This window comes from Williamsia sp. Y712 (assembly GCF_059445525.1).
Genome location: NZ_JCAIUN010000001.1, coordinates 223,191 through 241,105 on the forward strand (window position 1 = coordinate 223,191; position 17,915 = coordinate 241,105).

The following is a 17,915-nucleotide window of genomic DNA, read 5'->3' on the forward strand; positions in this document are numbered from 1 at the left end:
GCCTAGGTCAGCACACGACGACCGGACAGCGCCCGGCCCAGTGTCAGTTCGTCGGCAAACTCCAGGTCGCCGCCCATCGGGAGGCCCGAGGCCAGCCTGGTCACCGACAGCCCGGGGAAATCTCGGAGCATGCGTTGCAGGTAGGTGGCGGTGGCCTCGCCCTCCGTATTCGGATCGGTGGCCACGATCACCTCGCTGACGTCGACGCCGTCTTCCTGATTTCCCAAGCGGCGCAGCAATTCCCGAATCCTGAGTTGATCCGGACCGATACCGCCCAGCGGATCGAGAGCGCCGCCGAGTACGTGGTAGCGACCGGAGAATTCTTTCGTCCGCTCGATCGCCTGCACATCTTTGGGTTCTTCGACCACGCAGATCTTGCTCGCATCGCGGCGCGCGTCACGGCAGATGCGGCAGCGCGCCTGTGCGGACACGTTGCCGCAGACCTCGCAGAACACCACATCGTCACGGACATGGACCAGCGACGCGGTCAGCCGATCGATGTCGCCTGCCGGAACAGCCATCAGGTGAAAGGCGATGCGTTGAGCACCCTTCGGACCGAGTCCCGGCAACTTGGCCAGCTCGTCGATCAAGTCCTGGATCGGGCCTTCATACACCGGTGGTTACCCGCCCAGGCCGGGGAAACCGCCGCCGAGACCGCCGAGGCCTCCGGCCAGCGGACCCATCTTCTGCTGCGTCAGCGCATCACGCTTGTCGGCAAGGTCGGCGAGAGCTCCCACGATCAGGTCCTGCAGGGTCTCCACATCATCGGCGTCGACCACCTTGGGATCGATCGTCACCGAGGTCACCTCACCGGTGCCGCTACCGGTGATGGTCACCAGGCCACCACCAGCGGTGCCGGTCACCTCGGCCGCCGAGATCTCGGCCTGAGCGGCCAGCAGTTGCTGCTGCATCTCCTGAGCCTGTTGGAGGAGTCCGGCCATCGGGTTGTCTGGTTGCACTTGATCTTGTCCTTGCGTTGGATCGTCTGTTGTCGAACCTGTTGCGTCAGCGCCCACGGGCACTCACCCGCGCGTCATGCGTTCCAGCGCAGCGGCGATGTCATCGATGGTATCGCCGTCGGCGGGCTGCGCCTCGAATCGCAGTCGCGCGTTGCCCCCGAACATCCGCGACGCCAACGGGGAGAGGGCGAACTCGAACTCGTCACCGTCGCGTTGCCAGGCCACGATCCCCCGCTCCACCGCAGGCCCGGTACCCGTGCTGATCTGGTAAATCGCAGATTCTGGGGTACTCGACGGTGTCTGCGGCAGGTCACGCTGCACCTGAAAGCAGTCGCCGGACTCGTCGTCGAGAAAGACGACAACCTCACAGGCGAGGTCCTCGTAGCGGTCATAGGAAACGACAATGGCCATGGGCCCTCCCTTCAGTGCAGGTTGCGGACGCTCTCGAAGCGACGGCGCCGCCCGGTCAGTGGGTCGTCGAACTCCACAGCGTAGGCCAGCAGTTGCAAAGGGCTGGAGAAGTCACCGTGATCGGGTGCGGCCGCCACATCCGGCCGGACCTCGGGGTACAGCGGATCACCGTCGATCGGGATTCCGAGGCCGGACATGTGCAGCCGTAACTGATGGGTGCGGCCGGTCTGCGGGAGCAAACGGTAGACACCGTGGTCACCGGCGGTGTCGGTCAGTTCGATGCGCGAGATCGCGTTCACCTCACCGGGAACCACCCGGGCCCGCAGGTCACCGGAGTCCTTCAAGATGCGGTTCCGAACGGTCGCGGGCAACTCGAGGCCGTCGGCCAGAGGCGCCCGGGCGCGGTACTCCTTGTCCACCCGGCGATCGGCGAACAACAACTGGTACGGCGCCCGGGCCTGCGGCCGCAGACTGAACATCAGGACACCCGCGGTGAGCCGATCCAGCCGGTGCACCGGGCTGATCTGCGGATTGTCGAGCTCTCTGCGCAACCGCACCAGGGCGGTCTGCACCACGTGCGCGCCGCGCGGCATGGTCGCCAAGAAGTGCGGCTTGTCGACCACCACGAGGTTGTCGTCGATGTGGATGATCGGCATCTCGAACGGGATCTGCGTTTCGTCCGGCAGGTCGCGATAGAAATAGATCGGGCGTCCCACCTGGGCAGGCGCGGTCAGATCGACTCGATCGCCTGCGATGTCGAGCACCTCACCCTGCGCGGCCCGCACCGACAGGTCGGCCACCGAGAGGCCGGCGCAGGCCGGTGCCGCCAGCATGGCCTCGGCAACGGTGACATCTGAGCGCCGCAGCACCACTCGGGTCGGGTCGACACCGTCCCGCAAGGGCAGTGGCGACGGTCTACGGTTCCTCAACAGGGATTCTTCAGCGGGCCCGAATCTGACCGATCAGCCGCGTTCGACGTGCGACTTCAGGTTTCCGAGCACCTCGGCCTGGATGCGGCCCAGACCCTTCGGCGCGAAGGTCTTCTCGAAGAAGCCACCGATACCGCCTGCACCCTGCCAGGTGGTGACGGTGGTGACCTTCGAGCCCGTGCCCAGCGGCTGTACCTGGTAGGTGGTGATCATCGACGAGTTCGCGTCGGTCTCGGTGATCGTCGAACCCACCTGGTCCACAGAGGCCTGCACATTGCGCGAGCGCTTCGACGTCGCCTGCAGAGTCCACTTGGCGACGGTCCCGGCACCGACCCCACCGGCGACCACGGCGTAGTCGCGATACTGCGCGGGAAGGATGGCCGGTCGAACGGTCTGGTAGTCGGACAGTGCCGCCAGAACCTGCTCGGGCGCGGCATTGATCTCAATCGACTGTGATGCGGTTACCTGTGCCACGAAAAAATCACCTTCCGGTTTTATGATGCTTCAGACCCCTGAGCCTGCCAGAACCACATGCGGACCCTCCGAAGTGGCATGCGCTGGACGGTAGTCCTAGGCTCTTATGCGTGCCGAGGGTTATGGGTTCCGTGTCCGGTCGCGCCGCCTTCGATGAAGGAGTCGCGACGCTGCTGGCGAGTTACCGGGCAATTCCGGCTTCCGGCAGGGTCCGTCTGGCCAAAAAGACATCCAACCTCTTCCGCAAACGAGCCAAAAATCCGTACCCCGGCCTCGACGTCTCCGGACTCGCCCGGGTGATCTCCGTCGACGTGGCCGCGCGCACCGCGGATGTCGCCGGCATGTGCACCTACGAGGAACTCGTCGCCACCACGCTCAAATACGGACTTGCCCCGAAGGTCGTTCCACAGCTCAAGACGATCACCCTCGGCGGCGCGGTGACCGGCCTCGGTATCGAGTCGACGTCGTTTCGCAACGGTTTGCCGCACGAGTCGGTCCTCGAGATCGACATCCTCACCGGTGCGGGCGAGATCGTCACCACCTCGCCAACCAGCGAGAATTCGGATCTGTTCTTCGGATTTCCCAATTCCTACGGCACTCTTGGCTATTCGACACGACTGCGGATCGAACTCGAAGAGGTCGCACCATTTGTGGAACTGCGCCATGTCCGCTTCACCACGGTCGAGGCACTCCAATCCGCGATGGCACAGATCGTCGACGCCGGCGAGTTCGACGATGAACGCGTGGATTATCTTGACGGTGTGGTCTTCTCGGCCGCCGAGAGCTACCTGACCCTCGGCCGGCAGACCACCGCGGGCGGCCCGGTGAGCGACTACACCGGCGATCAGATCTTCTACCGGTCCATCCAGCACTCCGCGGACTCCACACCCATCCGCGACCGCCTCACCATCTCGGACTACCTCTGGCGCTGGGATACCGACTGGTTCTGGTGTTCTCGCGCATTCGGTGCGCAGAACCCTCGCATCAGACGGCTGTGGCCCAAGAAGCTGTTGCGCAGCAGCTTCTACTGGAAACTGATCGGTCTCGATCATCGATTCAACGTCGGCGACAAGCTCAATGCCCGCAAAGGTGAGCCCCCGAATGAGCGGGTGGTGCAGGACATCGAGGTGCCGATCGAGCGGACCGCCGAATTCATCGCATGGTTTCTCGAGAACATCCCCATCGAACCGATCTGGCTCTGCCCACTACGACTTCGCGAACCGGCGCTGCCCGGTGCCGACACCCAACGGCCGTGGCCGCTGTACCCACTCGAACCTGCCCGGACCTACGTCAACGTGGGCTTCTGGTCGGCGGTACCCAAGCGCGATGACCAACCCGAGGGCTACGCAAATCGCCTGATCGAGATCAAGGTGTCCGAACTCGGTGGTCACAAGTCGCTGTATTCCGAGTCTTTTTACGGCAAAGAAGAGTTCGATGAACTGTACGGCGGGGAGCCCTACCGCCTGTTGAAGAAACACTATGACCCAGGGTCGCGGCTCCTCGACCTCTACGCAAAGGCGGTGCAACGTCAGTGACGACATTCAAAGAAAATGACCTCACTTCCGGATCGGTGGTAGGTCCCAAGCTCAGCTTGGCCGAGGTCGTCGAAGCGTTTGCGGGTGGAGATCTGAACGTACGGGTGACTGCGTACGACGGCAGCTCGGCTGGTCCCGAGGACGCCGAGTACGGCGTGGAGTTGGTGACGCCCCGGGGAACTACGTATCTGGCAACAGCTCCCGGAGACCTCGGACTGGCCCGCGCCTACATCGCAGGCGACCTCAAGCTGCACGGTGCGCCCGGTGGCGACCCCTACGACGCCCTGCGTGCCCTCGCCGAAGACATCCACTTCGAGCGCCCCTCGGCCCGCGTGATGGCACAGATCACCCGCTCGATCGGTCTGGAACACTTCAAACTGATTGCACCACCACCACAGGAACAGCTGCCACGGTGGCGCCGGATCGCTGAGGGTCTGCGGCACAGCCGGACCCGCGATGCCGAGGCCATCCACTACCACTACGACGTCTCCAACGCCTTCTACGAGCTGGTCCTCGGACCGTCGATGACCTACACCTGTGCCTGCTACCCCGAGCGGGACGCAAGCCTGGAAGAGGCCCAGGAAAACAAATACCGCCTGGTGTTCGAGAAGTTGAAGCTCAAGGCCGGTGACCGACTGCTCGACATCGGTTGCGGCTGGGGCTCGATGGTCCGGTACGCCGCACGTCAGGGAGTCCACGTCATCGGTGTGACCTTGTCAGCCGAGCAGGCGCAGTACGCACAGCAGGCCATCATCGACGAAGGCCTCAGCGAGTTCGCCGAGGTCCGACACAGCGACTATCGCGACATCACCGAAGAAGATTTCGACGCCGTGTCGTCGATCGGTCTGACCGAGCACATCGGGATCGCGAACTATCCGTCGTACTTCAAGTTCATCCGGGCCAAGTTGCGCGATGGCGGAATCCTGTTGAACCACTGCATCACCCGCCCCAACAACAGATCAAAGGGCAAGGCGGGCGCATTCATCGACCGCTACGTGTTCCCCGACGGGGAACTCACCGGTTCGGGCACGATCATCTCCGCCATCCAGGACGTCGGTTCGATGGAGGTTCTCCACGAGGAGAACCTGCGCGAGCACTACGCGATGACACTGCGCGACTGGAACAAGAACCTCGTCGACAACTGGGATGCCGCCGTCGAGGAAGTCGGCGAAGGCACCGCCCGGCTCTGGGGCCTCTATATGGCCGGCTGCCGACTCGGCTTCGACCGCAACATCATTCAGCTCCACCAGGTGCTGGCCGTCAAGCTCGACAACGACGGCGGCAACGGCGGACTCCCGCTGCGCCCGTGGTGGCAGGCCTAACCTCCGCAGAAGCACCAGTTCCAGTCAAAGCCACACGTTCCAACGTGTGCTTTTGACTGGAACTGGTGTATTTGTCGCTTGCCTAGTTGATCGGCGTGGCGCCGAGTTCACTCGTCAGCAACGCGATCGCGATCTGCTCGGGGTCCTGACGCGGATCCGGTGTGGAATTGCGTGCGGTGGCAACCATTTCGTTGCGCTCGTCATCGGTGAGGTCTTCGTCTTTGACGGGCTCGGGAGCCGGTTCCGGTTCAGGCTCCGGTTCGGGTGACTCTTCGTCACCTGCGCTCGGGGTGGCCGGAGCGCCGCGGCTCGGCCGGGTGTAGGTGGCCTGTTTCGCCTCGGGCTTGCGGGTATCGGTTTGCGCGGTCTGGGTTTTCGGCATTGCCGGCATCGCGGACGCCGCATGCACCTGGACCTGCCAGTCGCCGCCGAAAACATGTGTCATCGCCGCGTTGATCACGTCCACCGCGTGCTGCGAACTCAACCGCTGAACGAGCGGTTGCGAGTCGTGACTCAGGATCAGGGTGCTGCCGTCGATTCCACGGACCGAGGCACCCGAGAGCATCACCTCGGTCACCTTGTTGGCGGCTCGGACCGCAGACCGTACCTCTTGCCACTTCGCCTGTACCGCAGCCAGATCGAGCCCGGCGGCTGCGACCTTGGGCTCCGGCTCGACCTGTGGTGCGGGCTCAGCGTGATGATCGGGCTCCGGCTCGAAATCAGGTTCGGGCGGCGGCGGGACATCATCGAACGGCGAAGCCGACTCGAGCTCCTGAGCGGGCTCCGATTCCTTTTCTGGCTCGGGCGGTGTCGACACTTCAAACATTGCCGCTGGTTCCGCGGTCGCTGGTTCCGGCGCGGGCTGCGGTTCCGGCGCCACCTCTGGCTCTGGCTCTGGCTCTGGCTCTGGCTCTGGCTCTGGCTCGACCGAAACCGGCTGCGGCGCAGGGATGAGCGCGGGCTCGAGTTCGAGTGCTGGCTCGGGCACAGGCTCGGGGGTCGCCTCGGGCTCGGGGGTCGGCTCGGGCACCAGCGCAAGCTCGGGCTCAGGGGCCGGCTCGGGCACCAGTGCAAGGTCGGGCCCGGGTTCAGACTCCGGAACCGCTGCAGGTTCTACGACCGGTGCAGGTTCCACAACCGGTGCAGGTTCCGCGACTGGCGCGGGTTCAGGTTTCGGCTGCGGCGCGGGAGTCGGTTCCGGTTCCGGGGTGGGGGTCGGCACGGGTTCTCGAGTGGGGACCGGAGTCGGTACAGGCGCCTGCGCGGCCTCCGGCTCCGATTCGGCGACGTCGTCCTGCGGTTTACGCTGCGACGGTCGGACAAACTTCGAGGGTGCCGCGTCGATCGGAGCCGCCGACGATACCGACGGAGACCCGGACACCGCAGACGCACCATCACCCGGAGTGGCGATCACGCCACTGGCGAGCTGGGACTCGATGCGCTCGATCCGTTGCAGCACACCGGACTCCGAATCCGACGAGGCCGGCAGCAGCATCCGGGCGCACATCACTTCCAGGAGCAGCCTCGGGGACGTGGTCCCGCGCATCTCCCCCAGTGCGTCGTGGACGGTCTCGGCGAAACGGGTCAGTGTGCCCGCTTCGAGCCGGGCGACCTGGGCGACCATCTGCTCGACCTGATCGTCAGGGGCTTCGACGAGTCCTCGTTGCGCGGCATCGGGGACGGCGTTCATCAGGATCAGGTCCCGCAGACGTTCGAGCAGGTCGACCGCGAACCGGCGGGGATCGTGTCCGGCGTCCACCACGGCCTCGACCGTCCCGAACAGCGCGGCGCCGTCGTGGTCGGCCAGTGCGTTGATGGCGTCGTCGATCAACGCCACATCGGTGACACCCAGCAGAGCCAGCGCCCGTTGATAAGTGACACCTTCCGGGCCTGCACCGGCGAGCAGCTGGTCCAGGACACTGAGCGAGTCACGCGGAGAACCGCCGCCCGCTCGGATCACCAACGGGAACACCGTCGGTTCGACGGTGACGTGCTCGCTCGTGCAGATGCGTTCGAGCAATCCGCGCATGGTTGCCGGGGCCAATAACCGGAACGGGTAGTGATGGGTGCGCGACCGGATGGTGGGCAAGACCTTCTCGGGCTCGGTGGTCGCGAAGATGAAGATCAGATGCTCTGGTGGCTCTTCCACGATCTTGAGCAGCGCGTTGAAACCCGCGTTGCTGACCATGTGGGCCTCGTCGATGATGAACACCCGGTAGCGCGACTCGGCAGGCGCATAGAACGCTTGATCACGCAGTTCGCGGGTGTCGTCGACACCACCGTGGCTGGCGGCGTCGAGTTCGATCACGTCCATGTTGCCCGGGCCACCCGGACCCAGCGCGATGCATGACGAGCAGACGCCACAGGGCGTCGAGGTGGGCCCTTCCACGCAGTTCAGCGAACGGGCAAGGATGCGAGCCGACGACGTCTTGCCACAACCACGCGGACCCGAGAACAGGTAGGCATGGTTGATCCGGCCGGAGTTCAGGGCGACACCCAAGGGCTCGGTGACATGCTCCTGCCCGACAACTTCGGCGAAGGTCGCGGGGCGATAAGTCCGGTAAAGAGCCACGGTGCGAGACTACCGGCGAGGTACGACGGCCGCGGGGTCGGCCAGTTGTTGCCTGCCGGACAATCGTGTGCTGATTGTTCACACCGACCACCGGTGTCCAGATCAGAAGCCGCCGCTAGTCACGCAAACTGTCGCGGACCGCGAGTTCGACCGGTTCAGGCGCAGGCTTCGGAGTCCGCAGCCTCCGGAACTCGGCAGGCCCCCACACGGCCAACGTCGCCACTGCCGTGACCCCGAAGACCCACAGATACGGCTCGGCCGAGAACCACCGCAGCCAGTCCGGGAACGGTGTCATGAACATGCCTGTCCCGTAGAACGGCGTGAATCCCATTGCGCCGCCCGGCAGGTGGTTGCGCCAGGTGAAGGCCGTGGTGAACAGCGCGGCCGGGAGCAACAGCGTCACCGGCAGCAGTCGGGTCCGCCCGGCGCGCCAGGCCGCGATGGGGAGATGGATCAAATAGACGAGCAGCGGCACGAACCACACCCAGTGATGTCCCCAGCTGAACGGGGAGACCGCAGTCGCCGTCATACCGGTCAGGCACAGCGCCAGGAGCTCCTGCCCATGCCGATGGGCGAGAAAGGCCGCGCTCATACCGATCACGACCGCGACGACCACCAGTAATGCCCACAACAGCTGATCGGGATCTACGGTTTTGAACGTTGTGGCGAGCGCGCCCTTGATCGACTGATTGCTGGGTGCATCGATCGGCCCGACGCGTTCGGAGTTGATCACCCGATCCGTCCAGTACTTCCACGACTGCCCGGGTGTCACCAGGAACCCGAGAGCAATCGTGCACACGACGGTGACAGCGGCGACCACGATTGCGCGCCACCGCCGGGTGATCGCGAGGTACAGGACGAAGAAGCCCGGCGTGAGTTTGATGCCCGCTGCCAGACCGACGCCGATCCCCTTGAGCCGACTGCCATCCGGCCGCAGCAGATCCCACAGCACGATCGCCATCAGGAAGACATTGATCTGTCCGTACCAGATCGTGGTCCGAACCGGTTCGAGCAACGTCGAGCAGCACACAAGCGCCGCGGAAACCACCAGCAACCGCCAGTCGACGCGGTAGCCCAGGCTCCGAAAGGACGCCACGATCACATAGAACAGCGCCGCGAAGATCAGTACGGTCCACACCACATCGGCCGAGCCGACCGCGAGCCAGGCAAACGGCTGGAAGACGATCGTGGAGAACGGGGTGTAGGTGTAGAGCAACCCGTTCGGCAGCATCGGGGCTTCGTACAGCGGTTGCCCGTGCAGCAGGTGCAGCGCACCTTGACGGTAGACATGCAGGTCGACCTGGTTTTCGAAGAGGCCGAAGACGTTGGTGTCCAACGGGATGAAGGTGACCTGGACGTAGACCGCGAGCACAGCGGCGACCACGAACCCGGCAAGCAGCCAGGGACTGGTTGGGAAACGCAGTCGCGTCGAAGAAGGCGTGGCGTCGTCAGTGGGCACTTTTCCGCCTTCCCCCAGCAGTGACTTCGCCAGGAATGTTAGCCTGCTGACACCCGTTCGGCCCTGCGGCTTGCCGTGAGGCAGATGATGCTGACCACAGCGACCACCAGGAACATCCAGTTGTAAGGGTCGTAGGTGAACCACCGGAGCCAGGTGATCCCGAACTTGTGGAACAGTCCGGTGAAGTAGCCGTTGGGTAGAACCCGCTCGATCTGAAGCACCGGATGGTCCAGGTAGGTGCGCCAGACGAAGGTGGTGAGCAGCATCGCCAGCGCACCCACCGCGGCGAGGATCCGGAGCGCAGGCGTCTGTGCAGACAGCACCAGGTGAACCACGATCACCAGCATCGGAACCACCCACACCCAGTGATGACCCCACGACATCGGAGACACCACCGTGCCCGTCATCCCGACCAGTGTGATCGCCAGCAGCTCGTGACCGGCGCGATGGGCAAGGGAGGCCGCGACCATGCCGAGTACCAGCGCCGCCAGCGCCAGCGTGCCCCACACGAGGATGTTCGGGCTGTCCGTCTGCCCCAGGTTCGCCAGGGCGCCGCGGATGGACTGATTGCCAACGGTATTGGGCGCGCCCACCCGCTCGGAGTCGATGAACGTCCCACTCCAGTACTTCCACGAGTCACGCGGCATCACGAGAAAGCCGATGACCACGGTTCCGACGAGTCCCGCGCAGGCGACGACCACCGACCGCCAGTTCCGGTTGATCGCCAGATAGAACACGAAGATCAGCGGCGTCAGTTTGATGCCTGCCGCGATCCCGACACCCAGACCGCGCAGCCGACTGTCCTTTTCGCGCAGCAGGTCCCACAGGATCAACAGCATCAGGAACACGTTGATCTGGCCGTACCACATCGTGGTGCGTACCGGCTCCATCAATGTGGAGATCAACACCAGCGACATCGCCATCGTCCGCACCGGCCAGGTGATCCGATAGCCGAGATTCTTGAAGCTGAGCGTCATCACGAAGTACAGCGCGATGAAGATGCCCGCCATCCACACGACCCGGGCCATCTCCACGGTCATCAACGCAAACGGGACGAACACGAACACCGACGCCGGGGCGTACGTGTAGTCCATGACTCCGACGAGCTTGGCCTCGTACAGCCGGTGCCCATCGATGACGGCCTGGGCACCCTGCCGGTAGACCTCGAGGTCGAGCTGGTTACCGAACAGGCCCCAATAAGGTTCGTCCAGCGGGACCGCCAGATGCTGAAGCCAGATCGCCAGCAGTCCGAGCACGACAGAGACCACCACGACGGCGGCAGGCCACGGCACGGTCCGTCCAGGATGGGATTTTCCTGCGGTTTTCTCTGCGTGCGACTCTGCGGTGACGGACTCGGAGTCCATCGGATTGTGCTCGCTCAACGACCTGTCCGGTCACCACACGCGTGCATGTCAGCCCTGCTGTTCGAGCAACTGCTCCGCCGACGCGAGCAGGACACAGGTCGCCACACCGTCCATGGCCACACGAAGCTCCTCGAGGCCGGGGAACGTCGGGGCCAACCGGATGTTGCGGTTGTTCGGGTCTTTTTTGTACGGGAACGCCGAGCCGGCACCCGTCAGCGAGATCCCGGCTTCCTTGGCCAGCGTGATGACGCGGGCCGCGGTGCCGTCGATGACGTCGAGGCTGATGAAGTAGCCGCCCTCGGGTTCGGTCCAGGACGCGACCTTGGCGCCGCCGAGCCGTTCTTCGAGGATCTGCAACACCATCGCGAACTTCGGCACCAGCAACTCGCGATGCTTGGCCATGTGGGCCCGGACGCCGTCGGCGTCCTTGAAGAAACGAAGGTGACGCAGCTGATTCAGTTTGTCCGGACCGATGGTCTTGATCGAGACGTGGCGCTGGTACCAGGCCAGGTTCTCCGCCGACGATCCGAAGAACGAGACACCGGCCCCGGCAAAGGTGATCTTGGATGTCGAGGCAAGGACCAACGGCCGGTTCGGGTTACCCGCAGCCGCGGCGAGCCCGAGGACATCGATCGGGGCCGGGGGCTCGTCGACGAGGGTGTGCACGACGTACGCGTTGTCCCAGATGATGCGGAAGTCGGGAGCTGCGCTCTTCATCGACATCAGACCGCGGGCGACCTCGGGACTGTAGGTCGCGCCGGTCGGGTTCGAGTACGTCGGGACGCACCACATGCCCTTGATCTGGGGATCCGATGCGACCAGGTCCGCGCAGAAGGCGACGTCGGGACCGTCGTCGTTCATCGGCACGGTGATCATCTCGATCCCGTAGGACTCGCTGATCGCGAAATGACGGTCGTAGCCGGGCGACGGGCACAGGAACTTGATCGGGCCGCGCCCCCACGGCTCGGCGGAATCGGGAGTGCCGTGCAGAAGGGCGAACACGACGAGGTCGTGCATGATCTCCAGGCTGGCATTGCCGCCTGCCAGGAGATTGTCGGTGGGGATACCGAGCAGTTCGCCGAAGATCGCGCGCAGCTCGGGCAGACCGGTGACGCCGCCGTAGTTGCGGGTGTCGGTTCCGTTGCCGTCGCGGTAGTCGTCGGCACCGGGCAGTGACAGCAGTTCGGCCGACAGATCGAGTTGCGCGGGGGCAGGCTTGCCTCGGGTGAGGTCCAACTTGAGGCCGGCATCGACGAGCGCTTGGTACTTCGCACGCAGCTCGGATTGGGTGGCGGTCAGCTGGTCAGCACTCATCGAGTGGAAATTCACTACGGCCTTTCCCGGAACGACCCCGCCCCGGAACTGTGGTTGCGCGGAGGTACGCGCAGAACAGCGGATCTGCTCGGAAACAAAGTAGGGGACCCCGCGCACCCGGCAGAGCCCGCTGACCCTTGCTGCCTTCCGGCCCTGGGGGAGTTCACAGGATGCTCGCCGCGCGGGATCCAGAATCGAGTGTAGCGGGCCGACCGCAGAGAGCGAAAACTTACCCTCTGAGCAGCCCGTTTTTGGCGAGTGCGCCTGGAGCCGGTAAGCTGCCGGACGGAGGATTCGCCTAGTGGCCTATGGCGCTCGCCTGGAACGCGGGTTGGGTTAATAGCCCTCAGGGGTTCGAATCCCCTATCCTCCGCCAGAAGGACGAAACATCGAGATCGCCCCGTATTTCCATACGGGGCGATTTCGTTTTTCAGCTCCCCTGCAAACGGGTCAGGTGTCGTCTCTGGCGCGTGATGGCTGCACCCGTTTGGGTTCACCCGGCATCTTCGGATAGCTCGGCGGATACGGCATGTCCCCCAATCCATCCCGTTCATCTCGCGCCACCATTTCGAGGAGCGGTTCGAGACCGCTGCGATGAGAGTCGATGTCGGACATGGGATCACCACGCCTGGCCAACAAGTCCGGGACGGTGGCGATGGTGCAATCCAACGGATCGACGTCAGAGAGCTCTTCCCAGGTGACCGGTGTCGAGACCGTTGCCGTCGGGGTGCGACGGGCCGAGTAGCCGGCGGCCATCGTCCGGTCACGCGCGTTCTGGTTGAAGTCGATGAAGATCCGTTCCCCGCGCTCTTCCTTCCACCACGACGTGGTGATCGCCGAACTGTCGCGGCGTTCGAGCTCTCGGGCCAGTGCGATGACGGCCCGCCGGGTCGAGATGAAGTCCCACTTCGGTTCGATCGGCACGAACACGTGTAGTCCGCGGCCGCCCGAGGTCTTCGGATAGCCGTGCAGCCCCAGCTCGTCGAGTAGCGGATGCAGGACGTCGATCGCCACCCGGCGCGCGTCCGAGAAATCGGTACCTGGTTGCGGGTCCAGGTCGATGCGGAGCTGGTCGGGGTGATCGTTGTCCGGTGCGATGGTGGGCCACGGATGGAACGTGATCGTTCCCAGGTTGGCGGCCCAGACGATATCGGGTGCGCTTTTTGTTCGGATTGCATCGGCCTTACGCCCCGACGGGAACGTGATCGACGTCGACTCCACGTGCTCGGGACGCTTGGCCGCGACCCGTTTCTGGTAGATCTCTTCGCCTTCGATCCCATCGGGGAAGCGCTGCAGGAACGTCGGGCGATCACGTAGTGCGGTCAACAGCGCACCCTGCAGCGCAACGGTGCGGTAGTACCCGACGAGATCGCGTTTGCGGCCACCGTTCTCACCGAGTTCCGGAAAGTAGATCTTGTCCGGATTCGACAGTCGCACAGGCGTTCCGTCGACATCGAGTTCCTCCGCCGGTGATCTGGCCATCAGTTCTGCCCCTCCAGTACGTCGAACAGGTCGTAGGTCAATGGCACCTCGAGTTGGTCGTAGCCGCAGCTCTCCGGTTCGCGATCCGGGCGCCAGCGCACGAACTGAACCGTGTGGCGAAACCGTTGCCCTTCCATCTGGTCATAGCCAACCTCGACCACGAGCTCCGGACGGATCGGAATCCATTGTGCCGAACCCTTTTCCTTCCACCGGCTGGGTTCACCTTCGGCGACGTTGTCCGGGTCCAGCCGCATCGGTTCGAGCAGTTGCTGCAGCTCGATCCGTTTGGCGTCGGAGAACGCTCCGGCCCCACCGACCATCCGCAATTCCCCCTCGTCGTACAGGCCGAGCAGCATCGAACCGAGTCCGGTTCCACTCTTGTGGACGCGATACCCGATCACCACGCAGTCGGCGCTGCGCTTGTGCTTGACCTTGACCATCTCGCGCTTGCCCGGAAGATAGCGGCCATCAAGGCGTTTGCTGACCACACCGTCGAGGCCGGCACCCTCGAACTCGGAGAACCATTGGTGCGCCAACTCGGCATCGGTGGTCACCCGGCTGACCCGGCAGCGACCGGCGCCGGGTATCGCTTCGAGCAGCGCCGCCCGACGGACCGCGAACGCCTCACTTGTCAGGTCCCGGTCCCCCATCGCCAGCGCATCGAAGCCGATGAACATTGCCGGGGTCTGCTCGGCAAGCATCGTCACGCGGGACTTGGCGGGGTGGATCCGGATCGACAACGCATCCCAGCTGAGGCGTCGGACGCCGCCCAGATCTGCCTGGACGCCGATCTCACCGTCGACAACAACCCTGTCGGGCAACTCATCTCGGGCCGCCTCGATCAGCTCCGGAAAGTAGCGGCCCAGGTCTTTGCCGCCGCGCGACCCGATGACCGCCTCGTCGCCGTCGCGGAAGATGATGGCGCGAAATCCGTCCCACTTGGGCTCATGCGACCACACTTCGGCGCCGGGCTCATCAGGGATCTTTACCGCGGCCTTGGCCAACATCGGCACCACCGGCGGCATCACAGGGAGGTCCATGACCGTCAATACTTCCACTTGTAGGCTCGTGGGGTGGACTATCGCGGGGGTGGACGGTACGCGCCGTCGCCGTCAGGAGACCTGCATGTCGGTAATCTTCGTACCGCCCTGTTGGCCTGGATGTTTGCTCGAACCACCGGCCGCACATTCCGGATGCGGGTGGAAGACCTCGATCGGGTGGCCGCCGGATCCGCCGAGCGACAACTCGCTGACCTGGCCGAACTCGGTATCGACTGGGATCCGCCGATCATGTGGCAGTCGCAGCGGCTCGCCAATTACAACAACACGATCGCTGAGCTGCATGATCGCGGCCTGACCTACAACTGCTACTGCACCCGACGCGAGATCTCGGAAGCGCCATCGGCGCCACACGGTCTCGCGGGTGCGTACCCGGGAACCTGCCGGAATCTGACAACCGCTGCGGAGCAGGCCCACATCGACGCCGGACGACGACCGGCGATCCGACTGCGCGCCGACGTCACCGAGTTCACCGTGTCCGATGTGCTCAAGGGTCGGTTCACCGGGCCGGTCGACGATTTCGTGTTACGTCGCGGCGACGGGATCCCGGCCTACAACCTGGCGGTGGTCATCGACGACAACGCCCAAGCCGTCGATCAGGTTGTCCGCGGCGACGACCTGCTGAGTTCGGCGCCCCGGCAGAGTTATCTCGCAACAATGCTCGGGCTGACACCTCCCTCGTACGCACACGTCCCGATGGTCCTGAACACCGAGCGCAAACGGCTTGCCAAACGCGACGGCGCCGTCACCCTGGCCGATCTGGAGGCAGGCGGCGTGGACGCACAGCGTGTCCTGTCGCTGATCGCGAACTCGTTGAATCTCGCGGATCCCGGCGAGTCGGTCTCCGCCGACCTGATGCTCGCCCGGTTCGTTCCGGCGAGCCTGCCATCCGAACCGTGGATTCTCGACCCTGCAGACCTCTTGCGCCACTGATACACACGGGCTGGTCGACGGTCATTCAATCGGGATATCTATCGGTTCGGCTCTCGTTTCAGCCGACACTCCCGGCTTAAGGTCACTCATCAAATCGACAACCGACGGGGGCATACCCCCCGCGAGAGGACGTTCCCATGAGTGGTCCCCAGTACCCCGGATCCGAGCCGTATCCCGGCCCCGGCCCGGACGCCAACCCTCCCCCGCTGCAAAAGCCGGGCTCCTACCCGCCGCCATCGAACGGTGGATCTCCCTACGGACAACCCGCGGCCCCCTACGGCGGGCCAGATCCCCAGTACGGTCAGCCCGGGCCGCAACCCGGTCCCGGTGCGCCTGCCGATGTGGGAATCCGCCTGGCCGCCAGGGTCATCGACTGGCTCATCGTCGCGATTCCGATGAACATCATCTACACGGCGCTCTTCTGGGTGGCCCCGTGGTTCATCGCACTGATCGTCGGTTTCGTACTGTCCTTCGCGGCGTACGCGTATTTCGTCTACTTCGAGACCCAGCAAGAAGGCGCCACCGTCGCCAAGAAGCTGCTGAAGCTCAAAGTGGTTGGTGCACAAGGCGGCATTCCGACCATCGACGAATCTGCCAAACGGAACGGCTGGATGCTCGTCGGCGTCCTGGCCTGGTTGCCGATATTCTTCCTGCCGCTGTTCCTCGGCTTCATCTGGATCGGTCTGGCCGTCTCCATCGCCGTCACGATCAACAGCGACCCCCGAAACCAGGGGTGGCACGACAAGTTCGCAGGCGGCACCTCGGTCGTCAAGACCGCCTGATCACTTGGCTGCGGCGCCCGCGTAGTACCGGCCGAGGAACTCGTCCCGGAACTCGAAATAGTTGCCGTCGATGATGGCCTGGCGCGCCCGCTCCACCAGCGTCACGATGAAGTGCTCATTGTGAATGGTGCAGAGTGTGGCCGCCAGGCCTTCTTTGGCCTTGAACAGGTGATGTATGTACGCACGCGTGTATTGCGTTGTGTAGTTCTGCATCTCAGGGTCCAGCGGCGTGAAGTCGCGGCGGAACCGGCTGTTGGTCACGTTGTAGCGACCATCGAGTGAATAGATCGCACCGTTGCGTGCCACGCGGGACGGTGAGACGCAGTCGAACGTGTCGATACCGCTTTCGATCGCGGTGAAGATGTCGTCGGGTTCGCTGATACCGAGCAGGTGCCGGGCCTTGTCGACCGGCAATTCCTCGTTGACCCACCGGACGATGGTGCCGAGATTCTGCTTCTCGAGCGCACCGCCGATGCCGTAGCCACCAAATCCGCGGCCGCCTTCGGCGACATCTTTTTCGCTCATCGTCACCAGGTCGCGGGCCGCTTTACGGCGCAGGTCCTCGTACTGCGCACCCTGGATGACACCCCACAGCGACTGCAACGGGCGGTGGCTGCGCTCGGAGGTGAGCCGATTGTGTTCGGCCAGACAGCGAATCGCCCACAGTCGGGTCCGCTCCAGCGAAGTCTCTTGGTAGGCGCGGGTATTCATCAACGTGGTCAGTTCGTCGAACCCGAAGATGATGTCGGCACCGAGCTGATGCTGGATCTGCATCGAGACCTCCGGCGTGAACCGATGGGTCGATCCGTCCAGATGTGACTTGAACGTCACACCGTCATCGTCGACGCGGGCCAGTCGTTCTTTGCCCTCGGCGATGACGTCGTCGTTCTGCATCCCGGTCAGGTCCATCGCGATGACCTTCTTGAACCCGGCACCCAGTGACATGACCTGGAAGCCACCACTGTCGGTGAATGTCGGTCCGGGCCAGTTCATGAACTTTCCGAGACCACCGGCCTCGTCGATGATGTCCGGGCCCGGCTGCAGGTACAGGTGGTAGGCGTTGGCGAGCACCGCCTGCGCACCGAGGTCGCGGACGGCTTCCGGCACAACGGTTTTGACGGTCGCCTTGGTACCAACCGGGACAAACGCCGGCGTCTTGATCTCCCCGTGTGGGGTGCTGATCACACCGGTACGGCCGAGGGTGCCGGGCAGGGTGGCCCCGACCGTGAAAGTACGGTCGGGGCCTTCGTCGATATTGCTCACCGCTGCATCCTCGCAGCCGGTGACCCTGCCCGGCAAAACAGACTCCTGCGCCGGGATC

The 17,915-nt window shown here is 64.3% G+C and carries 16 protein-coding genes, 1 tRNA gene and 1 other RNA gene; 5 read left to right on the plus strand and 13 right to left on the minus strand.

What is annotated here, in order from left to right; all coding sequences use genetic code 11:
* Nucleotides 1-2 precede the first annotated feature (2 nt).
* The 5 genes from recR to AC1D75_RS01175 form a co-directional block, all read right to left on the minus strand.
* Nucleotides 3-614 carry a recombination mediator RecR gene (gene recR / locus AC1D75_RS01155; protein ID WP_482137001.1) on the minus strand — a complete coding sequence of 204 codons (612 nt, stop codon included), beginning with the start codon at nucleotides 612-614 and terminating at the stop codon, nucleotides 3-5.
* 6 nt (nucleotides 615-620) lie between these two features.
* Nucleotides 621-941, minus strand: coding sequence for a YbaB/EbfC family nucleoid-associated protein (locus tag AC1D75_RS01160; protein WP_482137332.1), 321 nt, complete (start codon nucleotides 939-941; stop codon nucleotides 621-623).
* An 81-nt stretch (nucleotides 942-1,022) separates the two neighbouring features.
* The gene (locus AC1D75_RS01165; RefSeq protein ID WP_495513506.1) at nucleotides 1,023-1,370 is read right to left on the minus strand and encodes a hypothetical protein; all 348 of its coding nucleotides are present in this window, start codon (nucleotides 1,368-1,370) and stop codon (nucleotides 1,023-1,025) included.
* 11 nt (nucleotides 1,371-1,381) lie between these two features.
* Entirely contained in the window at nucleotides 1,382-2,242 is an 861-nt protein-coding gene (locus AC1D75_RS01170; protein ID WP_495515939.1) for a pseudouridine synthase, read from the minus strand.
* Between the two features lie 90 nt (nucleotides 2,243-2,332).
* A complete protein-coding gene (locus tag AC1D75_RS01175) occupies nucleotides 2,333-2,773 on the minus strand; it encodes an SRPBCC family protein (protein WP_495513507.1) in 441 nt (146 codons plus the stop codon).
* Between the two features lie 122 nt (nucleotides 2,774-2,895).
* Here AC1D75_RS01175 and AC1D75_RS01180 point away from each other — a divergent pair, with 122 nt between their 5' ends.
* A complete protein-coding gene (locus AC1D75_RS01180) occupies nucleotides 2,896-4,308 on the plus strand; it encodes an FAD-binding oxidoreductase (RefSeq protein WP_495515940.1) in 1,413 nt (470 codons plus the stop codon).
* Nucleotides 4,305-5,630 carry a class I SAM-dependent methyltransferase gene (locus AC1D75_RS01185; RefSeq protein ID WP_495513508.1) on the plus strand — a complete coding sequence of 442 codons (1,326 nt, stop codon included), beginning with the start codon at nucleotides 4,305-4,307 and terminating at the stop codon, nucleotides 5,628-5,630. The genes AC1D75_RS01180 and AC1D75_RS01185 overlap by 4 nt, the downstream gene beginning before the upstream one ends.
* Before the next feature lie 82 nt (nucleotides 5,631-5,712).
* On the opposite strand, the gene AC1D75_RS01190 is transcribed toward AC1D75_RS01185, so the two are convergent.
* The 5 genes from AC1D75_RS01190 to ffs form a co-directional block, all read right to left on the minus strand.
* A complete protein-coding gene (locus AC1D75_RS01190; RefSeq protein ID WP_495513509.1) occupies nucleotides 5,713-8,202 on the minus strand; it encodes a DNA polymerase III subunit gamma and tau in 2,490 nt (829 codons plus the stop codon).
* A 115-nt stretch (nucleotides 8,203-8,317) separates the two neighbouring features.
* A complete protein-coding gene (locus AC1D75_RS01195; RefSeq protein ID WP_495513510.1) occupies nucleotides 8,318-9,661 on the minus strand; it encodes a glycosyltransferase 87 family protein in 1,344 nt (447 codons plus the stop codon).
* A 38-nt stretch (nucleotides 9,662-9,699) separates the two neighbouring features.
* Nucleotides 9,700-11,025 (minus strand): glycosyltransferase 87 family protein, encoded by a 1,326-nt coding sequence (locus tag AC1D75_RS01200; protein ID WP_495513511.1) that lies wholly within the window; start codon nucleotides 11,023-11,025, stop codon nucleotides 9,700-9,702.
* Nucleotides 11,026-11,073: 48 nt separating this feature from the next.
* Nucleotides 11,074-12,354 carry an aspartate aminotransferase type Ic gene (locus AC1D75_RS01205; RefSeq protein ID WP_495513512.1) on the minus strand — a complete coding sequence of 427 codons (1,281 nt, stop codon included), beginning with the start codon at nucleotides 12,352-12,354 and terminating at the stop codon, nucleotides 11,074-11,076.
* An 82-nt stretch (nucleotides 12,355-12,436) separates the two neighbouring features.
* Nucleotides 12,437-12,533, minus strand: an RNA gene (gene ffs, locus AC1D75_RS01210) — signal recognition particle sRNA small type.
* 93 nt (nucleotides 12,534-12,626) lie between these two features.
* On the opposite strand from ffs, the gene AC1D75_RS01215 reads away from it, so the two are divergent.
* A tRNA-Ser gene (locus AC1D75_RS01215) sits at nucleotides 12,627-12,715 on the plus strand.
* 74 nt (nucleotides 12,716-12,789) lie between these two features.
* Here AC1D75_RS01215 and AC1D75_RS01220 read toward each other — a convergent pair.
* Both AC1D75_RS01220 and AC1D75_RS01225 read right to left on the minus strand, forming a co-directional pair.
* Nucleotides 12,790-13,824 (minus strand): DNA polymerase domain-containing protein, encoded by a 1,035-nt coding sequence (locus tag AC1D75_RS01220; protein WP_495515941.1) that lies wholly within the window; start codon nucleotides 13,822-13,824, stop codon nucleotides 12,790-12,792.
* Complete coding sequence (locus tag AC1D75_RS01225) at nucleotides 13,821-14,861, minus strand: ATP-dependent DNA ligase (RefSeq protein WP_495513513.1); 1,041 nt, start codon at nucleotides 14,859-14,861, stop codon at nucleotides 13,821-13,823. The genes AC1D75_RS01220 and AC1D75_RS01225 overlap by 4 nt, the downstream gene beginning before the upstream one ends.
* 33 nt (nucleotides 14,862-14,894) lie before the next feature.
* Here AC1D75_RS01225 and gluQRS point away from each other — a divergent pair, with 33 nt between their 5' ends.
* Both gluQRS and AC1D75_RS01235 read left to right on the plus strand, forming a co-directional pair.
* Entirely contained in the window at nucleotides 14,895-15,812 is a 918-nt protein-coding gene (gene gluQRS / locus AC1D75_RS01230) for a tRNA glutamyl-Q(34) synthetase GluQRS (protein ID WP_495513514.1), read from the plus strand.
* A 137-nt stretch (nucleotides 15,813-15,949) separates the two neighbouring features.
* Nucleotides 15,950-16,594, plus strand: a complete 645-nt coding sequence (locus AC1D75_RS01235; RefSeq protein ID WP_495513515.1) for an RDD family protein — start codon at nucleotides 15,950-15,952, stop codon at nucleotides 16,592-16,594.
* Here AC1D75_RS01235 and tgt read toward each other — a convergent pair whose 3' ends face one another.
* Nucleotides 16,595-17,857, minus strand: a complete 1,263-nt coding sequence (gene tgt / locus AC1D75_RS01240) for a tRNA guanosine(34) transglycosylase Tgt (protein ID WP_495513516.1) — start codon at nucleotides 17,855-17,857, stop codon at nucleotides 16,595-16,597. It abuts the gene before it with no gap.
* Nucleotides 17,858-17,915 lie beyond the last annotated feature (58 nt).